The 19,850-nt window shown below is 61.2% G+C and carries 25 protein-coding genes; 7 read left to right on the top strand and 18 right to left on the bottom strand.

Annotated features, from left to right (window positions below; translation table 11 throughout):
* Positions 1-56 precede the first annotated feature (56 nt).
* Positions 57-911, top strand: a complete 855-nt coding sequence (gene rpoH, locus PSH96_RS27575) for an RNA polymerase sigma factor RpoH (RefSeq protein ID WP_017139465.1) — start codon at positions 57-59, stop codon at positions 909-911.
* Between the two features lie 195 nt (positions 912-1,106).
* On the opposite strand, the gene mtgA is transcribed toward rpoH, so the two are convergent.
* Positions 1,107-1,829 carry a monofunctional biosynthetic peptidoglycan transglycosylase gene (gene mtgA / locus PSH96_RS27570; protein ID WP_305456394.1) on the bottom strand — a complete coding sequence of 241 codons (723 nt, stop codon included), beginning with the start codon at positions 1,827-1,829 and terminating at the stop codon, positions 1,107-1,109.
* A gap of 74 nt (positions 1,830-1,903) precedes the next feature.
* On the opposite strand from mtgA, the gene PSH96_RS27565 reads away from it, so the two are divergent.
* The 4 genes from PSH96_RS27565 to trmB all read left to right on the top strand — a co-directional run bounded on the left by PSH96_RS27565 (position 1,904) and on the right by trmB (position 4,148).
* Complete coding sequence (locus PSH96_RS27565; protein ID WP_305456392.1) at positions 1,904-2,281, top strand: DUF423 domain-containing protein; 378 nt, start codon at positions 1,904-1,906, stop codon at positions 2,279-2,281.
* 71 nt (positions 2,282-2,352) lie between these two features.
* Positions 2,353-2,553, top strand: a complete 201-nt coding sequence (gene thiS, locus PSH96_RS27560; RefSeq protein WP_305456390.1) for a sulfur carrier protein ThiS — start codon at positions 2,353-2,355, stop codon at positions 2,551-2,553.
* Positions 2,554-2,618: 65 nt separating this feature from the next.
* Entirely contained in the window at positions 2,619-3,413 is a 795-nt protein-coding gene (locus tag PSH96_RS27555; RefSeq protein WP_105521099.1) for a thiazole synthase, read from the top strand.
* Positions 3,414-3,422: 9 nt separating this feature from the next.
* Positions 3,423-4,148, top strand: coding sequence for a tRNA (guanosine(46)-N7)-methyltransferase TrmB (trmB, locus tag PSH96_RS27550; protein WP_305456386.1), 726 nt, complete (start codon positions 3,423-3,425; stop codon positions 4,146-4,148).
* Positions 4,149-4,286: 138 nt separating this feature from the next.
* Here trmB and PSH96_RS27545 read toward each other — a convergent pair whose 3' ends face one another.
* From PSH96_RS27545 to PSH96_RS27505, 9 genes are all read right to left on the bottom strand, one after another.
* Positions 4,287-4,610, bottom strand: coding sequence for a DUF3392 domain-containing protein (locus PSH96_RS27545; protein ID WP_056857690.1), 324 nt, complete (start codon positions 4,608-4,610; stop codon positions 4,287-4,289).
* Positions 4,611-4,628: 18 nt separating this feature from the next.
* On the bottom strand, positions 4,629-5,831 hold the full coding sequence (gene hemW / locus PSH96_RS27540) for a radical SAM family heme chaperone HemW (RefSeq protein WP_305456383.1): 1,203 nt from the start codon (positions 5,829-5,831) through the stop codon (positions 4,629-4,631).
* On the bottom strand, positions 5,828-6,421 hold the full coding sequence (rdgB, locus tag PSH96_RS27535) for an RdgB/HAM1 family non-canonical purine NTP pyrophosphatase (protein WP_305456381.1): 594 nt from the start codon (positions 6,419-6,421) through the stop codon (positions 5,828-5,830). The genes hemW and rdgB overlap by 4 nt, the downstream gene beginning before the upstream one ends.
* Positions 6,418-6,855, bottom strand: coding sequence for a DUF4426 domain-containing protein (locus tag PSH96_RS27530; protein ID WP_017139456.1), 438 nt, complete (start codon positions 6,853-6,855; stop codon positions 6,418-6,420). Before PSH96_RS27530 ends, rdgB begins: the two co-directional genes overlap by 4 nt.
* A gap of 21 nt (positions 6,856-6,876) precedes the next feature.
* On the bottom strand, positions 6,877-7,497 hold the full coding sequence (gene metW / locus PSH96_RS27525) for a methionine biosynthesis protein MetW (protein WP_016972957.1): 621 nt from the start codon (positions 7,495-7,497) through the stop codon (positions 6,877-6,879).
* Positions 7,498-7,504: 7 nt separating this feature from the next.
* Entirely contained in the window at positions 7,505-8,644 is a 1,140-nt protein-coding gene (locus tag PSH96_RS27520; RefSeq protein ID WP_305456379.1) for a homoserine O-acetyltransferase, read from the bottom strand.
* A gap of 194 nt (positions 8,645-8,838) precedes the next feature.
* On the bottom strand, positions 8,839-9,426 hold the full coding sequence (locus PSH96_RS27515) for a YggT family protein (RefSeq protein ID WP_305456377.1): 588 nt from the start codon (positions 9,424-9,426) through the stop codon (positions 8,839-8,841).
* Between the two features lie 25 nt (positions 9,427-9,451).
* Entirely contained in the window at positions 9,452-10,270 is an 819-nt protein-coding gene (gene proC, locus PSH96_RS27510) for a pyrroline-5-carboxylate reductase (protein ID WP_305456375.1), read from the bottom strand.
* A gap of 33 nt (positions 10,271-10,303) precedes the next feature.
* Complete coding sequence (locus PSH96_RS27505) at positions 10,304-10,990, bottom strand: YggS family pyridoxal phosphate-dependent enzyme (RefSeq protein WP_305456373.1); 687 nt, start codon at positions 10,988-10,990, stop codon at positions 10,304-10,306.
* A gap of 57 nt (positions 10,991-11,047) precedes the next feature.
* Between PSH96_RS27505 and PSH96_RS27500 the strand changes: the two genes are divergently transcribed.
* Positions 11,048-12,082 carry a type IV pilus twitching motility protein PilT gene (locus PSH96_RS27500; protein ID WP_305456371.1) on the top strand — a complete coding sequence of 345 codons (1,035 nt, stop codon included), beginning with the start codon at positions 11,048-11,050 and terminating at the stop codon, positions 12,080-12,082.
* Between the two features lie 146 nt (positions 12,083-12,228).
* On the opposite strand, the gene PSH96_RS27495 is transcribed toward PSH96_RS27500, so the two are convergent.
* Positions 12,229-12,867: a C40 family peptidase gene (locus PSH96_RS27495; protein ID WP_305456369.1), complete on the bottom strand. Its 639-nt coding sequence runs from the start codon at positions 12,865-12,867 to the stop codon at positions 12,229-12,231.
* 249 nt (positions 12,868-13,116) lie between these two features.
* On the opposite strand from PSH96_RS27495, the gene PSH96_RS27490 reads away from it, so the two are divergent.
* Positions 13,117-13,545, top strand: coding sequence for a TM2 domain-containing protein (locus PSH96_RS27490; RefSeq protein WP_138813465.1), 429 nt, complete (start codon positions 13,117-13,119; stop codon positions 13,543-13,545).
* 155 nt (positions 13,546-13,700) lie between these two features.
* Here PSH96_RS27490 and PSH96_RS27485 read toward each other — a convergent pair whose 3' ends face one another.
* The 7 genes from PSH96_RS27485 to gshB all read right to left on the bottom strand — a co-directional run bounded on the left by PSH96_RS27485 (position 13,701) and on the right by gshB (position 19,740).
* Positions 13,701-14,972: a dihydroorotase gene (locus PSH96_RS27485; RefSeq protein ID WP_138813466.1), complete on the bottom strand. Its 1,272-nt coding sequence runs from the start codon at positions 14,970-14,972 to the stop codon at positions 13,701-13,703.
* Positions 14,969-15,973: an aspartate carbamoyltransferase catalytic subunit gene (locus tag PSH96_RS27480; protein ID WP_056857699.1), complete on the bottom strand. Its 1,005-nt coding sequence runs from the start codon at positions 15,971-15,973 to the stop codon at positions 14,969-14,971. The genes PSH96_RS27485 and PSH96_RS27480 overlap by 4 nt, the downstream gene beginning before the upstream one ends.
* 24 nt (positions 15,974-15,997) lie before the next feature.
* Entirely contained in the window at positions 15,998-16,504 is a 507-nt protein-coding gene (pyrR, locus tag PSH96_RS27475; protein ID WP_056857700.1) for a bifunctional pyr operon transcriptional regulator/uracil phosphoribosyltransferase PyrR, read from the bottom strand.
* 82 nt (positions 16,505-16,586) lie between these two features.
* Entirely contained in the window at positions 16,587-17,024 is a 438-nt protein-coding gene (ruvX, locus tag PSH96_RS27470; RefSeq protein WP_003213744.1) for a Holliday junction resolvase RuvX, read from the bottom strand.
* Positions 17,024-17,593 (bottom strand): YqgE/AlgH family protein, encoded by a 570-nt coding sequence (locus PSH96_RS27465; RefSeq protein ID WP_017139445.1) that lies wholly within the window; start codon positions 17,591-17,593, stop codon positions 17,024-17,026. Before PSH96_RS27465 ends, ruvX begins: the two co-directional genes overlap by 1 nt.
* A 210-nt stretch (positions 17,594-17,803) precedes the next feature.
* Entirely contained in the window at positions 17,804-18,709 is a 906-nt protein-coding gene (locus tag PSH96_RS27460) for an energy transducer TonB (protein WP_305456364.1), read from the bottom strand.
* A gap of 77 nt (positions 18,710-18,786) precedes the next feature.
* Positions 18,787-19,740 (bottom strand): glutathione synthase, encoded by a 954-nt coding sequence (gene gshB, locus PSH96_RS27455; RefSeq protein WP_056857702.1) that lies wholly within the window; start codon positions 19,738-19,740, stop codon positions 18,787-18,789.
* Positions 19,741-19,850: the final 110 nt, after the last annotated feature.

Here is a 19,850-nt window from a genome sequence, read left to right as displayed (position 1 = left end):
GGTCAATTTTCGCAGTGCTGAACTGCACGAGTTATGTGAGTCGGAGGTTTTTTCGTATGACCACTTCTTTGCAACCTGCTTATGCTCTGGTCCCAGGTGCGAACCTGGAGGCCTATGTGCACACGGTCAACAGCATTCCATTGCTGACGCCCGAGCAGGAGCGTGAACTGGCCGAGAGTCTCTACTATGAGCAGGATTTGGGGGCGGCTCGGCAGATGGTGCTCGCCCACCTGCGTTTTGTCGTACATATCGCCCGTAGCTATAGCGGCTACGGCCTGGCCCAGGCTGACCTGATTCAGGAAGGCAACGTCGGCCTGATGAAGGCTGTAAAGCGCTTCAACCCTGAGATGGGCGTGCGCCTGGTGTCGTTTGCCGTGCACTGGATCAAGGCGGAAATCCACGAGTTCATCCTGCGCAACTGGCGCATCGTGAAAGTCGCGACCACCAAGGCCCAGCGCAAACTGTTTTTTAACCTGCGCAGCCAGAAAAAACGCCTGGCGTGGCTTAACAACGAGGAAGTCCACCGTGTGGCCGAAAGCCTCGGCGTGGAACCGCGTGAAGTGCGCGAGATGGAAAGTCGCCTGACCGGCCATGACATGGCCTTCGACCCGGCCGCTGAAGCGGACGACGACAGCGCCTTCCAATCGCCGGCCAACTACCTGGAAGACCACCGGTACGACCCGGCGCGTCAACTGGAGGACGCCGACTGGAGCGACAACTCCAACCAGAACCTGCACGAAGCGCTGGAAGTGCTGGACGACCGCAGCCGTGACATCCTCTATCAGCGCTGGTTGGCTGAAGAAAAAGCCACGCTGCACGACCTGGCGCAGAAGTACAACGTGTCGGCCGAGCGGATTCGTCAGCTTGAGAAAAGCGCGATGAACAAGCTGAAGTTGTCGATCGCCGCTTAAAACGTTGCGATAAGACAAAAAAATGCCCCGATCGAAAGGTCGGGGCATTTTTGTGTGCGGTCGAAAAACTCAAGCCTGGCTCGGTCTACTGTGGGAGCTGGCTTGCCTGCGATGAGGCAGTCTCAGCTAACACATGGGTAGTTTGACCCACCGCTATCGCAGGCAAGCCAGCTCCCACATGGGTAGTGCAGTGTGTCAATCGGACCACGGGGCTTTGCGGGAGTTATTCAACTCCACCAAGTAACCATCCCCGCCCAGCTGGCTCATCTGCTGCCGAATCCACGCCGCCCGCCGTGCCACATACGCCGTCGGATGGCTGGCACTCCACACCCGTGGATTGGGCAACACCGCCGCCAGATAGCTGGCCTGCTGGCGGGACAGCGCCTTGGCACTCACGCCAAAGTGATGCCGCGCGGCCGCCTCTGCGCCAAATACGCCTTCATCCCACTCCACGCTATTGAGGTACACCTCAAGAATCCGCTGCTTGGGCCACAGCACCTCGGTCAGCGCGGTAAACCAGGCTTCCAGGCCTTTGCGCAGATAACTGCGGCCGGTCCACAAAAACAGGTTTTTCGATACTTGCTGGCTCAAGGTACTGGCGCCGCGAATCGAACCGCCGCGCTCGTTATGCGCCAGCGCCGCCTGGATCGCGCCGAAGTCAAAACCCCAGTGCTGCGGGAAACGCTGGTCTTCACCGGCCATTACCGCCACTTTCAGTTCGTCGGATATCTCATCCCACGGCACCCAGGTGCGCTGCACATCGATCGGCTCGCCGTCGACCCAGGATTCGATTTTGCGCTCCACCATCAACGCGGTGAACGGCGGCGGCACCACACGAAACAGCAGCACCAGCAGCACACTGCCGATGGCAAACCATTTAATGGCATTAAGAAAGCGCTTGAAGAGGAGACGCAGCATAGAGATGGCTTGGCCGAACCCGTTGAGCGGGCCATTATACAGACCCTGCCCCTCGAGTCTGACTGGAGTTCCTCATGCTGCGTAGCTTTCTGATGCTGGCTGCCTTTTTCGGCTTTACCGGCGTCGCCCTGGGCGCCTTTGCCGCCCACGGCCTGAAAAACCGCTTGAGCGCCGAGTACCTGGCGATCTTCCATACGGCCGTCACCTACCAGTTGGTGCACGCCCTGGCGCTGTTCGGCGTGGCGCTGCTGGCCGCGCATATTCCTGGCCGACTGGTCAGTTGGGCGGGCATCTCCTTTACCGTCGGCATCCTGCTGTTCTCGGGCAGTCTGTATGCGCTGACCCTGACGGGCATCAGCAAGCTGGGCATCATCACGCCGTTTGGGGGGCTGGCCTTCCTGCTCGGCTGGTTCTTCCTCGGTTTGACTGCGTGGCGTCTACAGGTCGCCTGACCAAGGGACTTGGGTCAGCTGCGCTGATCGGGCTAGAATGCTGGCCCCTAAAAACGATGGCGGCCCGTGGCATGCGCATTCAGTTGAACGGCGAACCCTTTGAACTGCCCGACGGTGAAACCGTTGCGGCCCTGCTGACCCGTCTGGACCTGACCGGACGCCGTGTCGCAGTAGAGCTCAACCTGGATATCGTCCCGCGTAGCCTGCATACCGAAACCGCGCTCACCGAAGGTGATCAGGTCGAAGTGGTCCATGCCATCGGCGGCGGCTAGCCGCCCGGCGCTCTAGGGCGCCAACCCGCATTCTGCAGAACCTCACCCCAATTCGAGGATTTCCCATGAGCATCGTTCGTAGCGACAAGCCTTTCGTCCTGGCCGGTCGTACCTACCAGTCCCGCCTGCTGGTCGGCACCGGCAAGTACCGCGACATGGAAGAAACGCGCCTGGCCATCGAAGCCTCGGGTGCCGAGATCGTAACGTTTGCCGTGCGCCGCACCAACCTCGGCCAGATCGAGGGCGAGCCGAACCTGCTCGAAGTATTGTCGCCGGATCGCTACACCTTCCTGCCGAACACTGCCGGTTGCTACGACGCCATCGAAGCCGTGCGCACCTGTCGCCTGGCCCGTGAGCTGCTCGACGGCCACAACCTGGTAAAACTGGAAGTGCTGGCCGACCAGAAAACTCTGTTTCCCAACGTGATCGAAACCCTCAAGGCCGCCGAAACCCTGGTCAAGGAAGGCTTCGACGTGATGGTCTACACCAGTGATGACCCAATCATCGCGCGCCAATTGGCCGAAATCGGCTGCATCGCCGTGATGCCGCTGGCCGGCCTTATCGGTTCTGGCCTGGGCATCTGCAACCCGTACAACCTGCAAATCATCCTCGAAGAAGCCAAGATTCCGGTGCTGGTGGATGCGGGCGTGGGCACTGCCTCCGACGCTACCATCGCCATGGAGCTGGGGTGTGACGCGGTACTGATGAACTCGGCCATCGCCCATGCGCAGCAGCCGGTCATGATGGCCCAAGCCATGCAACACGCAATCGTCGCGGGCCGCCTTGCGTACCTCGCCGGTCGCATGCCGAAAAAACTGTACGCCAGCGCCTCCTCGCCGCTGGATGGTCTGATCAAGTAAGAGCCATTGATGACTGAATCAAACGAAACGCCGAACCCCGTGGAAGAAGGCGACGAGTCCAAGCACCGCCGCATCAAGAGTTTTGTGATGCGCGCCGGCCGCATGACCGAAGGCCAGCAAAAGGGCCTGGAGCAAGGTACGCCGCTGTTCGTGTTGCCATTGGCCGACGCGCCGGTGGACTACGACCAGGTGTTCGGCCGCTCGGCCCCACGCTCCCTGGAAATCGGTTTCGGCATGGGTCACTCCCTGCTGGAAATGGCCGCGGCCGCGCCGGACCAGGACTTCATCGGTGTGGAAGTGCACCGCCCAGGTGTCGGCGCGCTGCTTAACGGCGTGCTGACCCAAGGCCTGACCAACCTGCGCGTCTACGACTGCGATGCGATCGAAGTGCTCAACCGCTGCATCGCCGACAACAGCCTCGACCGCCTGATGCTGTTCTTCCCGGACCCTTGGCACAAGAGCCGTCACCACAAGCGTCGTATCGTCCAGGCTTCCTTCGCGGAGCTGGTGCGCAGCAAGCTGAAAGTCGGTGGCATTCTGCACATGGCCACCGACTGGGAGCCGTATGCCGAATACATGCTGGAAGTGATGGACGTAGCGCCTGGCTACCGCAACCTGGCCGAAGACGGTAAATGCGTACCACGCCCGGCCGAGCGCCCGATCACCAAGTTCGAACGCCGTGGCGAGCGACTGGGGCATGGGGTTTGGGATTTGAAGTTCGAGAAGCTGGCTTAATTAGCCAGGAAGCTGAAATGCAATCAACTGTGGGAGCTGGCTTGCCTGCGATAGCATCACCTCAGTATCACAGATACACCGAGGTGCCTGCATCGCAGGCAAGCCAGCTCCCACATTTGTTTTGCAGTGCGCTCTAAATCAGCGACGGTCGGCGACTACGCCAATCAACACCAGCACCACCACCAGCACCGGCGCCAAGCTGTAGTTATTGAACTGGCTCAGCCCCCGCACAATCCATGGCGTGGCATACAGCAGCGCCGCGCCGCTGCCGATCATGCACACCAATGCCATCAAGGGTACGCGCAAGGCCCCGGCGAGGCTGCCCAAGCGGCCTTCGATCCAGCCTTTGATATCCGCGCCAAACAGCACCAGTAGGCAGCCGACAAGGGCCAGGGAGATTTCCGACAGGTTGCTACGGCTCCAGCGGGACACGGTGGCGAGCAGGTCGAGTACCAAATCCATGTGATTTCCTTAGAGCGATCAGCTCAAAAACTTCTGCAACAGGTCATTGAGAAACAGTTGCCCACGGTCGGTGGCCGCCAGGCGTGACGGTTCGACCTGCATTAAGCCACTTTGTTCTGCCTCCCGGCGGCCTTCGTCGAGGCTGGCCAGGTCGAGGCCGGTGCGCTCGGCGTACAGCTTGGATTCAACGCCTTCGGTGAGGCGCAAAGCGTTCATCAGGAACTCGAATGGCAGCTCTTCATTGGTCAGCTCTTTCGCCCCAGCCTGGAAGCTTTTGGCCGGGTTGAGGTAGTCCTTGGGCGCCCGGGTTTTCCAGGTGCGCACGATGCGCCCGTCCGGGTGGCTGAGCTTGCCGTGGGCACCGGCGCCGATGCCGATAAAGTCGCCGAAGCTCCAGTAGTTCAGGTTGTGTCGCGCCGGGTGGCCGGGTTGGGCATAGGCCGAGACTTCATATTGCGCGTAACCGTGTTCGGCCAGCAGCGCCTGGCCAGCTTCCTGAATGTCCCATAGCGTGTCGTCTTCCGGCAGCGCGGGCGGCTGGTTCCAGAACACGGTGTTGGGTTCCAGCGTCAGCTGATACCAGGACAGGTGCGTGGGCTTCAGCGCGATGGCCTGGCGCAAGTCGCTCAGGGCATCGTCCAGTGACTGATCGGGCAAGCCGTGCATCAAGTCCAGGTTGAAGTTATCGAACCCGGCCTGGCGTGCCATGCCGGCGGCGCGCACCGCCTCATCGCCATTATGGATACGGCCCAACGCCTCAAGCTTTTGCTGCTGGAAGCTCTGGATGCCGATGGACAGGCGATTGATCCCCAGCTTGCGGTACGCCACGAACTTCTCTTGTTCGAAGGTGCCGGGGTTGGCTTCCAGGGTGATTTCGATATCGCCGGCAAACGGAATACGGGCTTGCACGCCCTTGAGCAGGCGGCCCAGCGCGGCGGCGCTGAACAGGCTTGGCGTACCGCCGCCGAAGAAGATCGAACTCAGTTCGCGGCCGTAAACCGCGTGCAGGTCTTGATCAAGGTCGGCCAGCAGTGCGTCCACATACTCTTCTTCCGGCAGCACTTTGCTCGCGGTGTGGGAGTTGAAGTCGCAATACGGGCATTTGCGCACGCACCACGGAATGTGGATGTACAGCGCCAGAGGCGGCAGCACCGGCAGGGGCGCCCGAGGTGTTTGCGCGCCGCCGTGGATCAGCGGCTGCGCAGAGGTGTTTTGGGTCATTTCAGGCTCAGGCGTTGGCGCAGCAAATCCATTGCGCGGGCGCGGTGGCTGATCTGGTTCTTGTCGGCCGGGCTCAACTTGGCGCTGGAGACATTGCGCTCCGGCACCCAGAACAGCGGGTCATAGCCAAAGCCATGCTCGCCACTGGCCGCATGCAGGATGCGCCCGTGCCACAGGCCTTCGCACAGAATCGGCAACGGGTCATCAGCGTGGCGAACCAGCGCCAGCACGCAGACGAACTGTGCACCGCGCATCGCGTCCGGCACGTCCTTGAGGGCGTCCAGCAGTTTGGCGTTGTTGGCCGCGTCGCCTTTGCCGTCGGCATACCGCGCCGAGTAGATGCCCGGTGCGCCGCCGAGGAAATCCACGGCCAGGCCCGAGTCATCCGCCAGCGCCGGCAGGCCGGAGATGCGTGCGGCATTGCGGGCCTTGAGGATGGCGTTTTCAACAAACGACAGGCCGGTCTCTTCCGGCTCTACCTGGCTGAACTCGCCGATCGAGCGCAGTTGCACGGAGTCGCCGAGCATGGCCTGGAGTTCTTTGAGTTTGCCGGCGTTATGGCTGGCGAGTACGAGTTGTGTCAGGTTCATTTGGTGCCCGGAAAAAGTTCTTGGACGAAGCTGAAGCCGTGGGCCTTGCCACCGGTTTCAACGTTGATGGTAAACGTCCGGTATTCCTGCTGTGTGACCGAGTAGGGCGCCAGGTACGAGATGCCGCCCTTTTCAGTAATCTGCTTGAACGTCAGCACTTCGCTCTTGCCGCTCAAGTCCTTGATCGTGCCGGTCACCTGCGCGGCCACTGGCGTCACGCCCTTGATTACCGACACATTGATCAGGCCCTTCTCGTTGCTGCGCACGATACCGGCTGCCTGGGCGGTTTCCGGTTGCAGGAAACTCGAGGTGAAGGTGTTGTAGTGCACAGTGATATCGCCAAATTCTTTCTGGCGGTTACCGTCGACGGCGTCTGCTGCCACGGCGCTGGCGCCCAGGAAGGCGGTCAATAAAAAAACAGCCAAACGACTCATGATCGTGCCTCTTGATAATGATTAGACGGCAATCTTGTGGTCGGTCAGGCCAGGGCTGCTGACCCGGTAAATACCAATTTCGCCCAACAGGTTGGGCCATAGTTTACTCGCCCAGCCGTGGCGGTGCTGTTGATCGACGGCAAGGCGGTTGATCACCTTGGCTTCACGCTCGCCACACAGGGCTTCAAAGTCTTCAAAGGTGCAGAAGTGAATGTTCGGCGTGTTGTACCAGGTGTACGGCAGGAAGTCCGAGACTGGCATCCGGCCCTTGGTGGCCAAGTACCAGCGGCAGCGCCAGTGCCCAAAGTTGGGGAAAGTGATGATGCACTGGCGGCCCACGCGCAGCATCTCGTCGAGGATGCGGTCCGGGTAGTGCACCGCTTGCAGGGCTTGGGTCATGACCACGATATCGAAACTGTTGCTGGCAAAGTTGCCCAGGCCCTTGTCCAGGTCCTGCTCGATCACGTTGATGCCCTTGGCCACGCACTGAGCGATGTTGTCCGGGTCGTTTTCCAGGCCATAACCGGTGACTTGCTTGTTGTCGCGCAGCCAGCTCAGCAGTTCGCCATCGCCGCAGCCCAGGTCGAGCACGCGGCTGCCGGCGGGGATCCAGTCTTGGATGATTTCCAGGTCGGCTCTCATGGCGTTCTCACAAAGTAATGCGGTTCATGTAGTTGCTGAAAGCCTGCAGGTAGCGTGGGATCGGAATCAGGAAGGCGTCATGGCCTTGCGGAGCATCGATCTCGAGGTAGCAGACGTCTTTGCGTGCGGCCATCAAGGCGTCCACCAGCTCACGGGAGCGCGCTGGCGAGAAGCGCCAGTCGGTGGTGAACGACATCACGCAGAACTTGGCCGTGGCGTGCTCGAAGGTTTTCGCCAGGTCGTCGTCATGGTTGGCAGCCGGGTCGAAGTAGTCCAGCGCCTTGGTCATCAGCAAGTAGGTGTTGGCGTCAAAACGCCCGGAAAACTCCTCGCCCTGATAACGCAGGTAGCTTTCCACCTGGAACTCGACGCTGTGGAAGTCGTAGTTGAGCTTCTCGCTCTTGAGCCCACGGCCGAATTTCTCGCCCATGGAGTCATCGGACAGGTAGGTGATATGCCCGACCATCCGCGCCAGCATCAAGCCGCGCTTGGGGATCACACCGGCTTCCTGGAACGAACCGCCGTGGAACTCGGGGTCGGTGAGGATGGCCTGGCGTGCCACTTCATTGAAAGCGATGTTCTGCGCCGACAGTTTTGGTGCCGAGGCGATGGCCAGGCAATGGCGCACGCGATCCGGATAGGAGATGGTCCATTGCAGCGCCTGCATGCCGCCCAGGCTGCCGCCGATCACGGCGGCCCATTGGTTGATGCCCAGCAAGTCGGCAAGACGCGCCTGGCTGTGCACCCAGTCTTCCACGGTCAGCACCGGGAAGTCGGCGCCGAACGGCTTGCCGGTTTCCGGGTTGAGGCTGCTGGGGCCGGTGGAACCGTTGCAGCCGCCGAGGTTGTTCAGGCTGACCACAAAGAACTTGTTGGTGTCGATGGGCTTGCCGGGGCCGATGCAGCTGTCCCACCAGCCGGGCTTACGCTCGTCGGCATTATGAAAACCGGCGGCGTGATGATGGCCGGACAGGGCGTGGCAGATCAGCACGGCATTGCTCGCCGTGGCGTTCAGTTGGCCGTAGGTTTCATAGATCAGGTCGTAGGCAGGCAGCGAACGACCGCAGGCCAGGGCCAGCGGTTCGCTGAAGTGCGCCACTTGGGGCACGACCAGTCCAACAGAATCGGGGGGGAAGGCAGCTGGCATCGACCCTGCTCTCGTTTAAATGAGGCGTAAGTCTAAAGAGCGGTGACCCCAGCGGCAAGCAAAGGCCTGCACCAGTACGCCGATACAGATATCAGCACTGGCTTGTGTGGGAGCTGGCTTGCCTGCGATTGCATCACCTTGGTGTGACTGACACACCGAGGTGCCTGCATCGCAGGCAAGCCATCTCCCACCTATCAGATCAGGCCGAACAGTTCTTTAGGCATGAACGCATAGTAGGCCAGGCTCGGAATCACCCAGCTTTGCAGCAGCTGGATCGCGATAAACGCGAAGATCGGCGAAATATCCAGGCCGCCCAGGTTCGGGATCAGGCGACGGAACGGCGCCAGCACCGGCTCGGTAATCTGGGCCACCAACTCGGCGCCCGGGCTGCGGCTGCCAGGTGCGACCCACGACAGAATTACGCTGATGATCATCGACCAGAAAATGATCTTCAAAAACAGCGAGAAGATCCCGATCAAACCCCATGGCAACAGCAGCACCGTGAACGCCTGGTAGCCGTTGAGCATCAGGATCACCACAAACAACAGGATTTGCAGGAGCAGCGCCAGCACCAGCGAGGACATGTCCAGGCCGAACATGCTCGGCACAACCCGGCGCAGTGGCTTGAGCAGCGGCTGGGTGGCCTTGACCACGAACTGGCACAGCGGGTTGTAGAAATTCGCCCGCACCAGTTGCAGGATAAAACGCATCAGCACGATCAGCAGGTACAGGCTGCCCAGGGTCTGGATGATGTAAATGGCAGCGTCATTGATTCCGAGCATGTTTGATTACCTTGGTAAGGGATGACTATTTGCCCAGTTGCTCAGCCATCTCGGCTGAGCGGTGTGCCGCAGCACCCAGTGCTTTTTCCACCAGGGTTTCAAAACCCCCGGCCTGGAACGATTCGATGGCAGCCTGCGTGGTGCCGCCTGGCGAGGTCACGCGACGGCGCAACTCGGCGGCGTCCACATCGCTTTCTACCGCCATGTTCGCGGCGCCCAAAGCAGTTTGCTCGGCCAGTTGCTCGGCGACTTCATGTGACAGGCCCAGTTTCACGCCGGCGGCGGTCATGGCTTCGATCAGCAGGAAGAAGTAAGCCGGGCCGCTACCGGACACGGCGGTGACCGCGTCCAATTGCTGCTCCTGTTCCAGCCACACGGCCAGTCCCACGGCAGACAGCAGTTCCTGAGCCTGGCCGCGCTGCTCGGCAGTCACCTCGGCGGTGGCGTACAAACCGCTCACGCCCTTGCGCAGCAGTGCCGGCGTATTGGGCATGCAACGCACGATCGGCTGGGCACCGAGCCAGGTGTTCATGCTCGCGCAAGTGATACCGGCGGCGATCGACACCACCAGTTGGTGCGGTTGCAGGCTCGGGCGCAGGCTTTCGCACACGGCCTTCATGGCTTGCGGTTTTACCGCCAGCACGATCACGTCGACGCCCTGGATGGCCTCGGCGTTATCGGCAAAGGTCTCGATACCGTGCTCGGCGCTGACGCGGGCGCGGGTCTCGGCGCCGGGGTCGCTGGCGCGGATCTGCGTGGTTTCCAGGCCCTTGGCCCGCAGGCCGCCGATCAGGCTGGCCGCCATGTTGCCGGCGCCGATAAAGGCAATACGCGTGTTGCTCATGACAGGTCCTTACTTAGATGGATGTCAGCCATTTCACGGCTGGCCGTAGTCGCGGGCGCCAAACAGGGCGGTACCGATCCGCACCCACGTGGCCCCTTGGGCGATAGCCGACTCAAGGTCGTGGCTCATGCCCATGGAAAGTGTGTCCAGCGGCAGGTTCAGGCTGGCTTGCAGATCGCTGACCGCTGCGAAGGCTGCATCTTGTGCGGCGCGGTCTTCAGTCGGCTCGGGGATCGCCATCAAGCCACGTAGCTTCAAACGCGGCAGGGCGCTGATTGCAGCGGCCAGGGCCGGCAGGTCGGCGGGTGTACAGCCGGACTTGCTGGCTTCGCCACTCACGTTGACCTGAATGCAGATATTCAGCGGTGGCAGGTCAGCCGGGCGTTGTTCAGACAGGCGTTGCGCGATTTTCAGGCGGTCCACGGAATGCACCCAGGCGAAGTGCTCGGCGATCGCACGAGTCTTGTTCGATTGAATGGGGCCGATGAAGTGCCAACTCAAGGGCAGGTCGGTTAATTCAGCCTGTTTGCCCAGGGCTTCCTGCAGGTAGTTCTCGCCAAAGTCGCGCATGCCGGCGGCATAGGCTTCGCGCACGGCCTGGGCAGGTTTGGTCTTGCTCACGGCCAGCAGGTGGATGCTGCTTTCGTCACGTTGCACGGCGTGGGCCGCGGCGCGGATGCGCTGGCTAACCTGGCCAATGTTGTCTGCTATCGTCGACATTCAAGATGCACCCGTGGATATGGAGTCCGCGGCATTCTACTGGAAATGGAAAGCCCTATGGATATCACTGAACTGCTGACGGCCAGCGTGCGCCGTGGCGCCTCCGACCTGCATTTGTCGGCCGGCCTGGCGCCGATGCTGCGTGTCGATGGCGAAATCTGGCCCTTGGATGGCCCGGCGCTTTCGCCTACGCAAGTTGCGGACTTGTTAAGCCCTTTGCTCAATCAGCACCAACAAAAGGATTTCGAAACATCTCTTGAAACGGATTTTGCCTTCGCGCTGCCGGGCCTGGCGCGGTTCCGCGCGAATGTGTTCCGCCAGGATCGCGGCATGGGCGCGGTGTTTCGCACCATTGCGACCGAAGTGCAGAGCCTGGAAGACCTCGGATTAGGCGAGGTCTTCCGCCGTATCGCGCAGTTGCCGTGCGGCCTGGTGCTGGTGACCGGGGCGACCGGCTCCGGCAAGTCGACGACGCTGGCGGCGATGATCGACCACCTCAACCAGCACCGACGCCAGCACATCCTCACGCTGGAAGACCCGATCGAATTTATCCACAGGCCGAAAATGGCCCTGATCAACCAGCGCCAGGTACACCGCGATACCCATAGCTTTTCGGCGGCGCTGCGGTCGGCCCTGCGTGAGGACCCGGATGTGATTCTGGTGGGCGAGCTGCGTGACCTGGAAACCATCCGCCTGGCGCTGACGGCCGCAGAGACCGGGCACTTGGTATTGGGCACGCTGCACACCACCTCAGCGGCAAAGAGCGTGGATCGGATGGTGGACGTGTTCCCGGCGGGGGAAAAAGCCATGGTGCGCGCCATGTTGTCGGAGTCGTTGCAGGCGGTGGTGTCCCAGGTGCTGGTCAAGAAGCTCGGCGGCGGCCGGGTGGCGGCGCATGAAATCATGCTGGGTACGCCAGCCATCCGTAACCTGATCCGCGAGGACAAGGTGGCGCAGATGGTCTCGGCGATTCAAACCGGCGGGGCGTTGGGGATGAAAACGCTGGATATGAGCTTGAAGGCGTTGGTCGGCGAGGGGGTGATCAGCCGGGAGGTGGCGCGGGGGCAGGCGCGGGTGCCGACAGATATCTGAAAGCTGATGAAATCAGTGTGGGAGCTGGCTTGCCTGCGATGACGGTGTGTCAGCTTGCAGAGAGGCAGCCTGGCAGTCCGCTATCGCAGGCAAGCCAGCTCCCACATTTGATTGCATTTCAAATGGGGAGCGCAGTGTCCTTTGGCTTAGCGCTGAACAACCCGCAGGTTGTTGTTCTGCTCTTTAGGCAGAACACGCTTGGCAATCACGTAGTTCTTGTCCCAGAACGGCTTTTTCAGCGTATCGATGCTCACCGACTTGCCACGGCGCGGTGCGTGGATAAAGCGGTCGTTGCCCAGGTAGATGGCAACGTGGTTGACCTGGCGGCTCTTCAGCTTGAAGAACAGCAGGTCGCCCGGTTTCAAGTCCTTGCGATCAACCTTCAAACCGTGGCCGGCAGCCATGGCGTTGGAGGTGCGGGGCAAATCCACCGCTTTTACATCATTAAACGCATATTTCACCAACCCGCTGCAGTCGAACCCTTTACTTGGGCTGCTGCCGCCCCAACGATAAGGTGTACCGAGCACGTTAACGGCACGGCTGAGGACATTGCTGCTCTGCTTGGTGTTGACGGCCAGTTGGGCGTGGATTGCTTTACCGTGGGCCTTGCTCACTTGAGTCGGGCGGTTGACGGTCAGCTTTACCGACTTGGCAGTGCTGGGTGTGCTGTGAACTTTAGGGGTGAAACCGTTAACGTTAGGAAGACGTTGCTCACGATTGGTGGCGTGGGCGGCCAGTGGCATTAATAGGCAGATGGTTAGCCATGTCTTGAAAAATGGTCGCATTAGGCGTGGCTCTTTTAGGTTTGCGCGCAACTTTATAACAGCTTTTTGTGTCGTTCTCAGGCCGTTTGTCGACTGAACCCTGGGGTCAAATACAGGAAAAACGCGACGAATTGCCGCTATTGTCCTACAGAAGTCAGGTGGCATAAGGCTTTGCGGGAGGGAAGATACCATTTGCCGTGCGTCGGGCGCCCGTAAAAAAGTCACAAAGAAAATGAAAAAATTTATCTATCAAGGCAAAAGAGGTACTCCATGAACACCTATCGACAGGATGTTACGCAGCAAGACACCCACAGCAAGGTGATCGGTTACCTGCTCTGGATTCTCGGTTTTACCGGGGCGCATCGTTTCTATTACGGCAAACCCGTGACCGGCACGATCTGGTTTTTCACCTTCGGCCTGTTCGGCATCGGCTGGCTGATCGACCTGTTCCTGATCCCGGCCATGGACCGTGAAGCGGACCTGCGTTTTACCGCCGGGCCGATCGAATACAACGTGGCCTGGATTCTGTTGGCGTTCCTGGGTGTGTTCGGCTTGCACCGCATGTACCAGGGCAAATGGATCACCGGCCTGATCTACCTGCTGACCGGCGGTTTGTTCCTGATCGGGGTGCTGTATGACTTCTGGACGTTGAATACGCAGATTTCGATCCGCAATGCCGAGCGCAACAGCGGCCGCTAAAGCACTTAGGTCATGTAGAGATGCAAATGTGGGAGCTGGCTTGCCTGCGATACCGGCTCCTCGGTCTTTCAGCCAAACCGAGGTGATGCTATCGCAGCGGTGCGCCGATTCGACAAGCCCGCTCCCACATTTACTGTGGCCACTCCAGACTGGAGTCAGGCCTGATAGGTAATCCGCCCATCCACCAAGGTGTAGCGCACCGTCGCCGGCAGGCTATGGCCGATGAACGGGCAGTTCTCGCCCTTTGACAGCCAGTGCTCCCCGGCAACCGTGGAGCTGGCCGGGTCAAACAACACCAGATCCGCCGCCGAACCCACCGCCAATTTACCCGCCGGCAGGCGCAATGCCTCGGCCGGGCCGGCGCTCAGGCGCGCCAGCAGGGTCGGCAAGTCCAGCAAGCCGTCTTCCACCAGCGTCATCGCCAGTGGCAACAACAGCTCTACGCTGCTGATGCCTGGCTCTGTCGCGCCAAACGGTGCCAGCTTGGCATCCCGTTCGTGGGGCTGGTGATGGCTGGAAATCGCCGAAACCACACCCGACTTCACCGCCGCACGCAAACCTTCACGGTCGGCCAGCGTGCGCAGCGGTGGCTGCACGTGATACAGGCTGGAGAAGTCGATCAACGCCTCATCGGTCAAAATCAACTGATACAACGCGACGTCCGCCGTTACCGGCAGGCCGCGCGCCTGGGCCTGGGCGATCAAGGCCACACCACGTGCGCTGGTGAGTTGGCTGAAGTGCGCGCGTACGCCGCTTTGTTCCACCAACAACAGGTCACGGGCCAGGGCCACGGTCTCGGCAGTCTCCGGAATGCCCGGCAAACCAAGGAAGCTGGCCACGGCGCCTTCATGGGCCAGGCCACCTTCGGCCAGGTCGCGGTCCTGGGAGTGGAAGATCACGGTCAGATCGAACGTAGCCGCATATTCCAGCGCACGGCACAGTGTGCGGGTGCTGCGAAAACTCTCCAGGCCGTTGCCGAACGCCACGCAACCGGCATCGCGCAGGGCGATCAGCTCGGCAAGTTGTTCGCCTTCCAGGCCTTTGCTCAGGGCGCCGATGGGGAACACTTTGCAATTACCGGCTTCACGGGCGCGGTCGAGGATCAGCTCGGTCACCGCCGAAGTGTCCAGGATCGGCTTGGTATGCGGCGGGCAGCACAGGCTGGTGACGCCACCGGCAGCGGCGGCGCGGGTTTCGCTGGCGATGCTGCCTTTGCGGCTGTAACCCGGCTCGCGCAGGGCGACGTTCAGGTCCACCAGGCCAGGCGCGGCTACCAAACCTTTGGCGTCGATGCTCTGGCTGGCGCTGAAGCCTGCGGGCGCGGCGCCAATGGCGATGAGCTTGCCGGCTTCCAGGTGTAGATCGGTGACTTGATCCAGGCCGCTGGCCGGATCGATAACGCGAGCGCCAAGAATGCTGAGCTTCACTGGGCGTTCTCCTGCTCGAATTGACGTTGCGCGGTTTGCCCGCTCATGGCCATGGACAGCACGGCCATGCGGATGGCGATGCCATAAGTCACCTGGTTGAGGATCACTGACTGCGGGCCATCGGCCACCGCCGATTCAATCTCCACGCCACGGTTGATCGGGCCTGGGTGCATCACGATGGCATCCGGCTTGGCACCGGCCAAACGCGCGGTAGTCAGACCGAACAGGCGGTAGAACTCGCCTTCGCTCGGCAACAGGCCTCCGGACATGCGCTCGCGCTGCAGGCGTAGCATGATCACCACGTCCACATCCTTGAGGCCTTCGGTCATGTCGGTGTAGACCTTCACGCCGTATTGCTCGATGCCGATCGGCAGCAGGGTTTTCGGCGCGATCACGCGGATATCCGGGCAACCCAGGGTTTTCAGGGCCAGCATGTTCGAACGCGCCACCCGCGAGTGCAGGATGTCGCCGACGATGGCCACCGAGAGGTTTTCAAAGCTGCCCTTGTGCCGACGAATGGTGAGCATGTCGAGCATGCCCTGGGTCGGGTGGGCGTGGCGGCCGTCGCCGCCGTTGATGATTGCCACCTGCGGGCACACGTGCTCGGCGATGAAATGCGCGGCGCCGGAGTCGCCGTGGCGTACCACGAACATGTCGGCGGCCATGGCTTCCAGGTTGCGCAGGGTGTCGAGCAGGGTTTCGCCCTTGCTCGCCGACGAGGTGGACACGTTCAGTGTGATCACGTCGGCCGACAGCCGTTGGGCCGCCAGTTCAAAGGTGGTGCGGGTGCGCGTTGAGTTCTCGAAGAACACATTGCAGATGGTTTTGCCGCGCAGCAGCGGGACTTTCTTCACCGCCCGACCACCGACTTCGAGGAACGAGTCGGCGGTGTCGAGGATTTCGGTGAGCAGTTCGCGGGGCAAACCGTCGAGGGACAAGAAGTGTTGCAACTGGCCCTGAGCATTGAGCTGCAGCGGGCGCTTGGCATCTAGAGGCGTCATCGCGGGGACTCTGTACAAGGCGGTTTAAAGGGCAAGGTCTTGCAGTTCGAGTTCGAGCGGCGTGGGACCGGACAATTTTACCCGCTGGTGGGCTTCAAGGGACAGTGTGGCGCCGACCACATCCGGGCTGATCGGCAATTCGCCAGCATCCAGGTCCAGCAGGCACACCAGGGTTACGCTGGCGGGGCGGCCGTAGTCGAACAGCTCGTTGAGGGCGGCGCGGATGGTGCGGCCGCTCATCAGCACGTCGTCGATCAGCACCAGATGCTGGCCTTCGACCTCGAATGGCAGCGCCGAGGGCTGTACTTGCGGGTGCAGGCCATTCTGGCTGAAGTCGTCGCGGTAAAAGGACACATCCAGGGTGCCCAGCGGCGAATCGCTGCCCAGTTCTTCCAGCAGCGCCTGGGCCACCCATACACCGCCGGTGCGGATGCCAATAAAACGCGGCTCGCTGATGGCACGGTGTTGCAGATGGGCGCTGAGGCTCGTTGCCATCTGGCTGATCAGTTCGGTGGGATTGGGCAGGCTCATGGTGGCTCCTTCTAGGCCTTGCGCAGCGGGGTGCGCACAAGGTCCGGGCTCAAACGTAAAAAGACGCGGCAAGCCGCGTCAGTCAGGATTCAAATAAAGCGGTGTTTTCATCCAGCCAACCCTGTAACAACAGGGCGGCGGCGATGGCGTCCACCGGGTTGTCGCGGTAGCTGCCTTTTTGCCCGCCACGGTCGCGGCGCTCACCCTTGGCTTCGAAGGTGGTCAGGCGTTCGTCGTGGGTATAGAAGGGCAGGTTGTAGCGGCCATTGAGGCGGCGGGCGAATTTTTCCGCGCGCAGGCACATCTCGCTGGGAGTGCCGTCCATGTTCAACGGCAGGCCGACCACGACCGCATCAGGCTTCCACTCTTTAATCAGGGCTTCAACCTGGTTCCAGTCCGGCACGCCGTTCTGGGCTTTCAAGGTACACAGCTCGCGGGCCTGGCCGGTAATCACCTGGCCGACCGCTACGCCGATCTGTTTGGTGCCGTAGTCAAAACCGAGGATCAAGCGCAAAGCCATCAGGCGTGCCCCGCCTGGCTGGTCAACAGGCTGAGGTTGACCCGCAGCTTGGCGGCAGCCGCTTCCAGGCGCAGCTCACTGGCGGTGTTGAACAGGATGTCGGCGTCAAACGGGCAGGTCAGCCAGGCATTGCTGGCCAGTTCGGCTTCCAGTTGCCCGGCTTCCCAACCGGCGTAGCCGAGGGTGATCACGCTTTGCTCGGGGCCAACGCCGTCGGCGATGGCGAACAACACGTCCTGGGAGGTGGACAGTGACACGCCTTCAAGGTCGACCGTGGCCTGAAACTTCGGCCCGGTGGGGTGCAGCACAAAGCCGCGATCGGTCTGCACCGGCCCGCCAATGTAGATCGGCACGCCCTGGCAACGCGCCGGTGGGTCGATCTCGGGGCGCAATTGCTCAAGGATATCGGCCAGGTTCAGCTCTTGCGGGCGGTTGACCACCAACCCCATGGCACCATTGGCCGTGTGCTCGACGATGTAGGTCAAGGTCTGCGCAAAGTTCGGGTCGGCCATATGGGGCATGGCGATCAGGAATTGGTGCTTGAGGTAGGTCGGGCTGACATTTTTCATGTTAACTAGTGTGGCGTTGGAGGGGCGAACTGACAAGCTGGAGTTATCTGGGGCACCCCTTACCCTTCATTAAAGGATGTACTTCGTACCTGTGGCGAGGGAGCTTGCTCCCGTTGGACTGCGCAGCAGTCCCATGCTTTTAAAGCAAAGAGCAGGGGCCGCTGCGCGGCCCAGCGGGAGCAAGCTCCCTCGCCACAGGGGGAACGATCCTCAGTTGCTGGACAGCCGATCGCCCCTGGCAAACTTCCAGGTGCGGATGATTTCCAGGCGGTCGATGTCGTTCAAATCACCGGTAAACGGCGCGAAAGGCGCAGCCAGGCGCACGATGCGCTGGGCGGCCTGGTCCAGCAGTGGCTGGCCGGACGACTCCAGCACCTGCACTTCATACAACGAACCGTCGCGGTTGATCGACACCAGAAGACGCAAATTGCCGTAAATCTGCTGACGCCGCGCTTCATCCGGGTAGTTGAGGTTGCCGATGCGCTCGACCTTCTTGCGCCACTCGTCCTTATACCAGGCGCCTTTGTCGCGCATGGTCGACGCGGCATTCAGGCGGTAGATGCGCGGGCGCTTGGCGTATAGCTGTTGTTCATTGGCCAGTTCGGCTTCGAGGCTGGAAATCTGGTCGGAAAGCTGTGAGCTGTCGAAGGTCGGCGCCGGTTTGACGGGCTCAGGCGTCGGCTCGGTCTTGGCTTTCTCGCGCTGGGTTGCAGCTTTTTGCGGTTTTGGCGCGACGGTGGTCACGGCAGCCTTGGGCGCGGCCTGTTTGACCTCAGGCTTGGGCGCAGGTGGCGGCGTGACTTTATTGACCTTGTTGTCCTGGAAGGGCGCCACTTCGGTGGTCTTGGGCACGGCCTTCTTGTCGAGGGTGCCACTGCCTTGCTGGTTGTCCTGGGCGAGAAAATCGGCCTTTTCGGGCTTCTTTTCGCTCTTGAACGTAGCGAGGGTGATTTCCAGGGTTTTGCTGATCTGCTTGGGCTCGACGTAGGTGAAGCCCAGGCCGAGGAGTAAGGCGAGGTGGATCAGGGCGGCCAGGAACAGGGTAAATCCGAGCCGATCAGCCGGGCGCACGCCGCTGTGGGAGAGTTCGGGGGGCAGATCGGACGGGAGTGTCATGACAAAAAAACCAACATCGCGCGTTTCACAGGTGGCGCATGATAACGCAATGTTGGTTGATGTCCGGCTGTTCTATGTCACTTGGCTTGTAGCTTGCGCTCAATGGCTGCCATCAGCATTTCGCCGATGTTCGTGCCAAAGGCGTTGTCGATCTCGCGAATACAGGTCGGGCTGGTGACGTTGATTTCGGTGAGGTTCTCACCAATTACGTCTAGTCCTACAAAAAGCAGGCCTTTTTCCCGCAGGGTCGGGCCAACCTGAGAGGCGATCCAACGGTCTTTGTCCGACAATGGGCGTGCCTCACCACGACCACCGGCCGCCAGGTTGCCACGGGTCTCGCCTGCCGCCGGAATACGTGCCAGGCAATAATCCACCGGCTCGCCGTCGATCATCAGGATGCGTTTGTCGCCGTCCTTGATCGCCGGGATATAAGCCTGGCCCATGATCTGCTGGGTGCCCAGCGCGGTCAGGGTTTCCAGGATCACCGACAGGTTCGGGTCGCCGGCGCGATGACGGAAGATCGACGTGCCACCCATGCCGTCCAGCGGTTTGAGGATCACATCACCGTGTTTGGCGGCGAATTCACGCAGCACGTCGGCACGGCGGCTGACCACGGTCGGCGGCGTGCACTGCGGGAACAGCGTGGCGAACAGCTTTTCATTGCAGTCGCGCAAGCTCTGCGGCTTGTTGACGATCAGCACGCCGGCGCGCTCGGCCTGTTCCAGCAGGTAAGTGGAGTAGACGAATTCCATGTCGAACGGCGGGTCTTTGCGCATCAGGATCACGTCCAGATCGCTCAACGGGCTGTCGATTTCGTCCGACAGCTCAAACCACTTCTCCGGGTTGGCAAACACCTGCAGCGGGCGCATGCGTGCGCGGGCTTCGCCGTCGCCCTGGTAAAGATCGCGCTGCTCCATATAGAACAGGGTCCAGCCGCGGGCCTGGGCGGCCAGGAGCATGGCCAGCGAGCTGTCCTTTTTATAGGAAATGCTGGCGATAGGGTCCATGACAATGCCGACGCGAACGCTCATGGGGGATTTCCTCTAGCAAATTAGGGCGCATAAAAGTGGCGTCAGAGTGGCGCTGCGGCTGTTGTGGGTCAAGGAAAAACCACCTGGCCGGTTGCTCGATAGATTGCGCC

Origin of the sequence: Pseudomonas sp. FP2338, assembly GCF_030687515.1 — a bacterium.
Lineage (GTDB): Bacteria > Pseudomonadota > Gammaproteobacteria > Pseudomonadales > Pseudomonadaceae > Aquipseudomonas > Aquipseudomonas salomonii.
The sequence above is the reverse complement of the archived record's forward strand: the minus strand, read 5'-3'. Positions and strand labels throughout refer to the sequence as shown.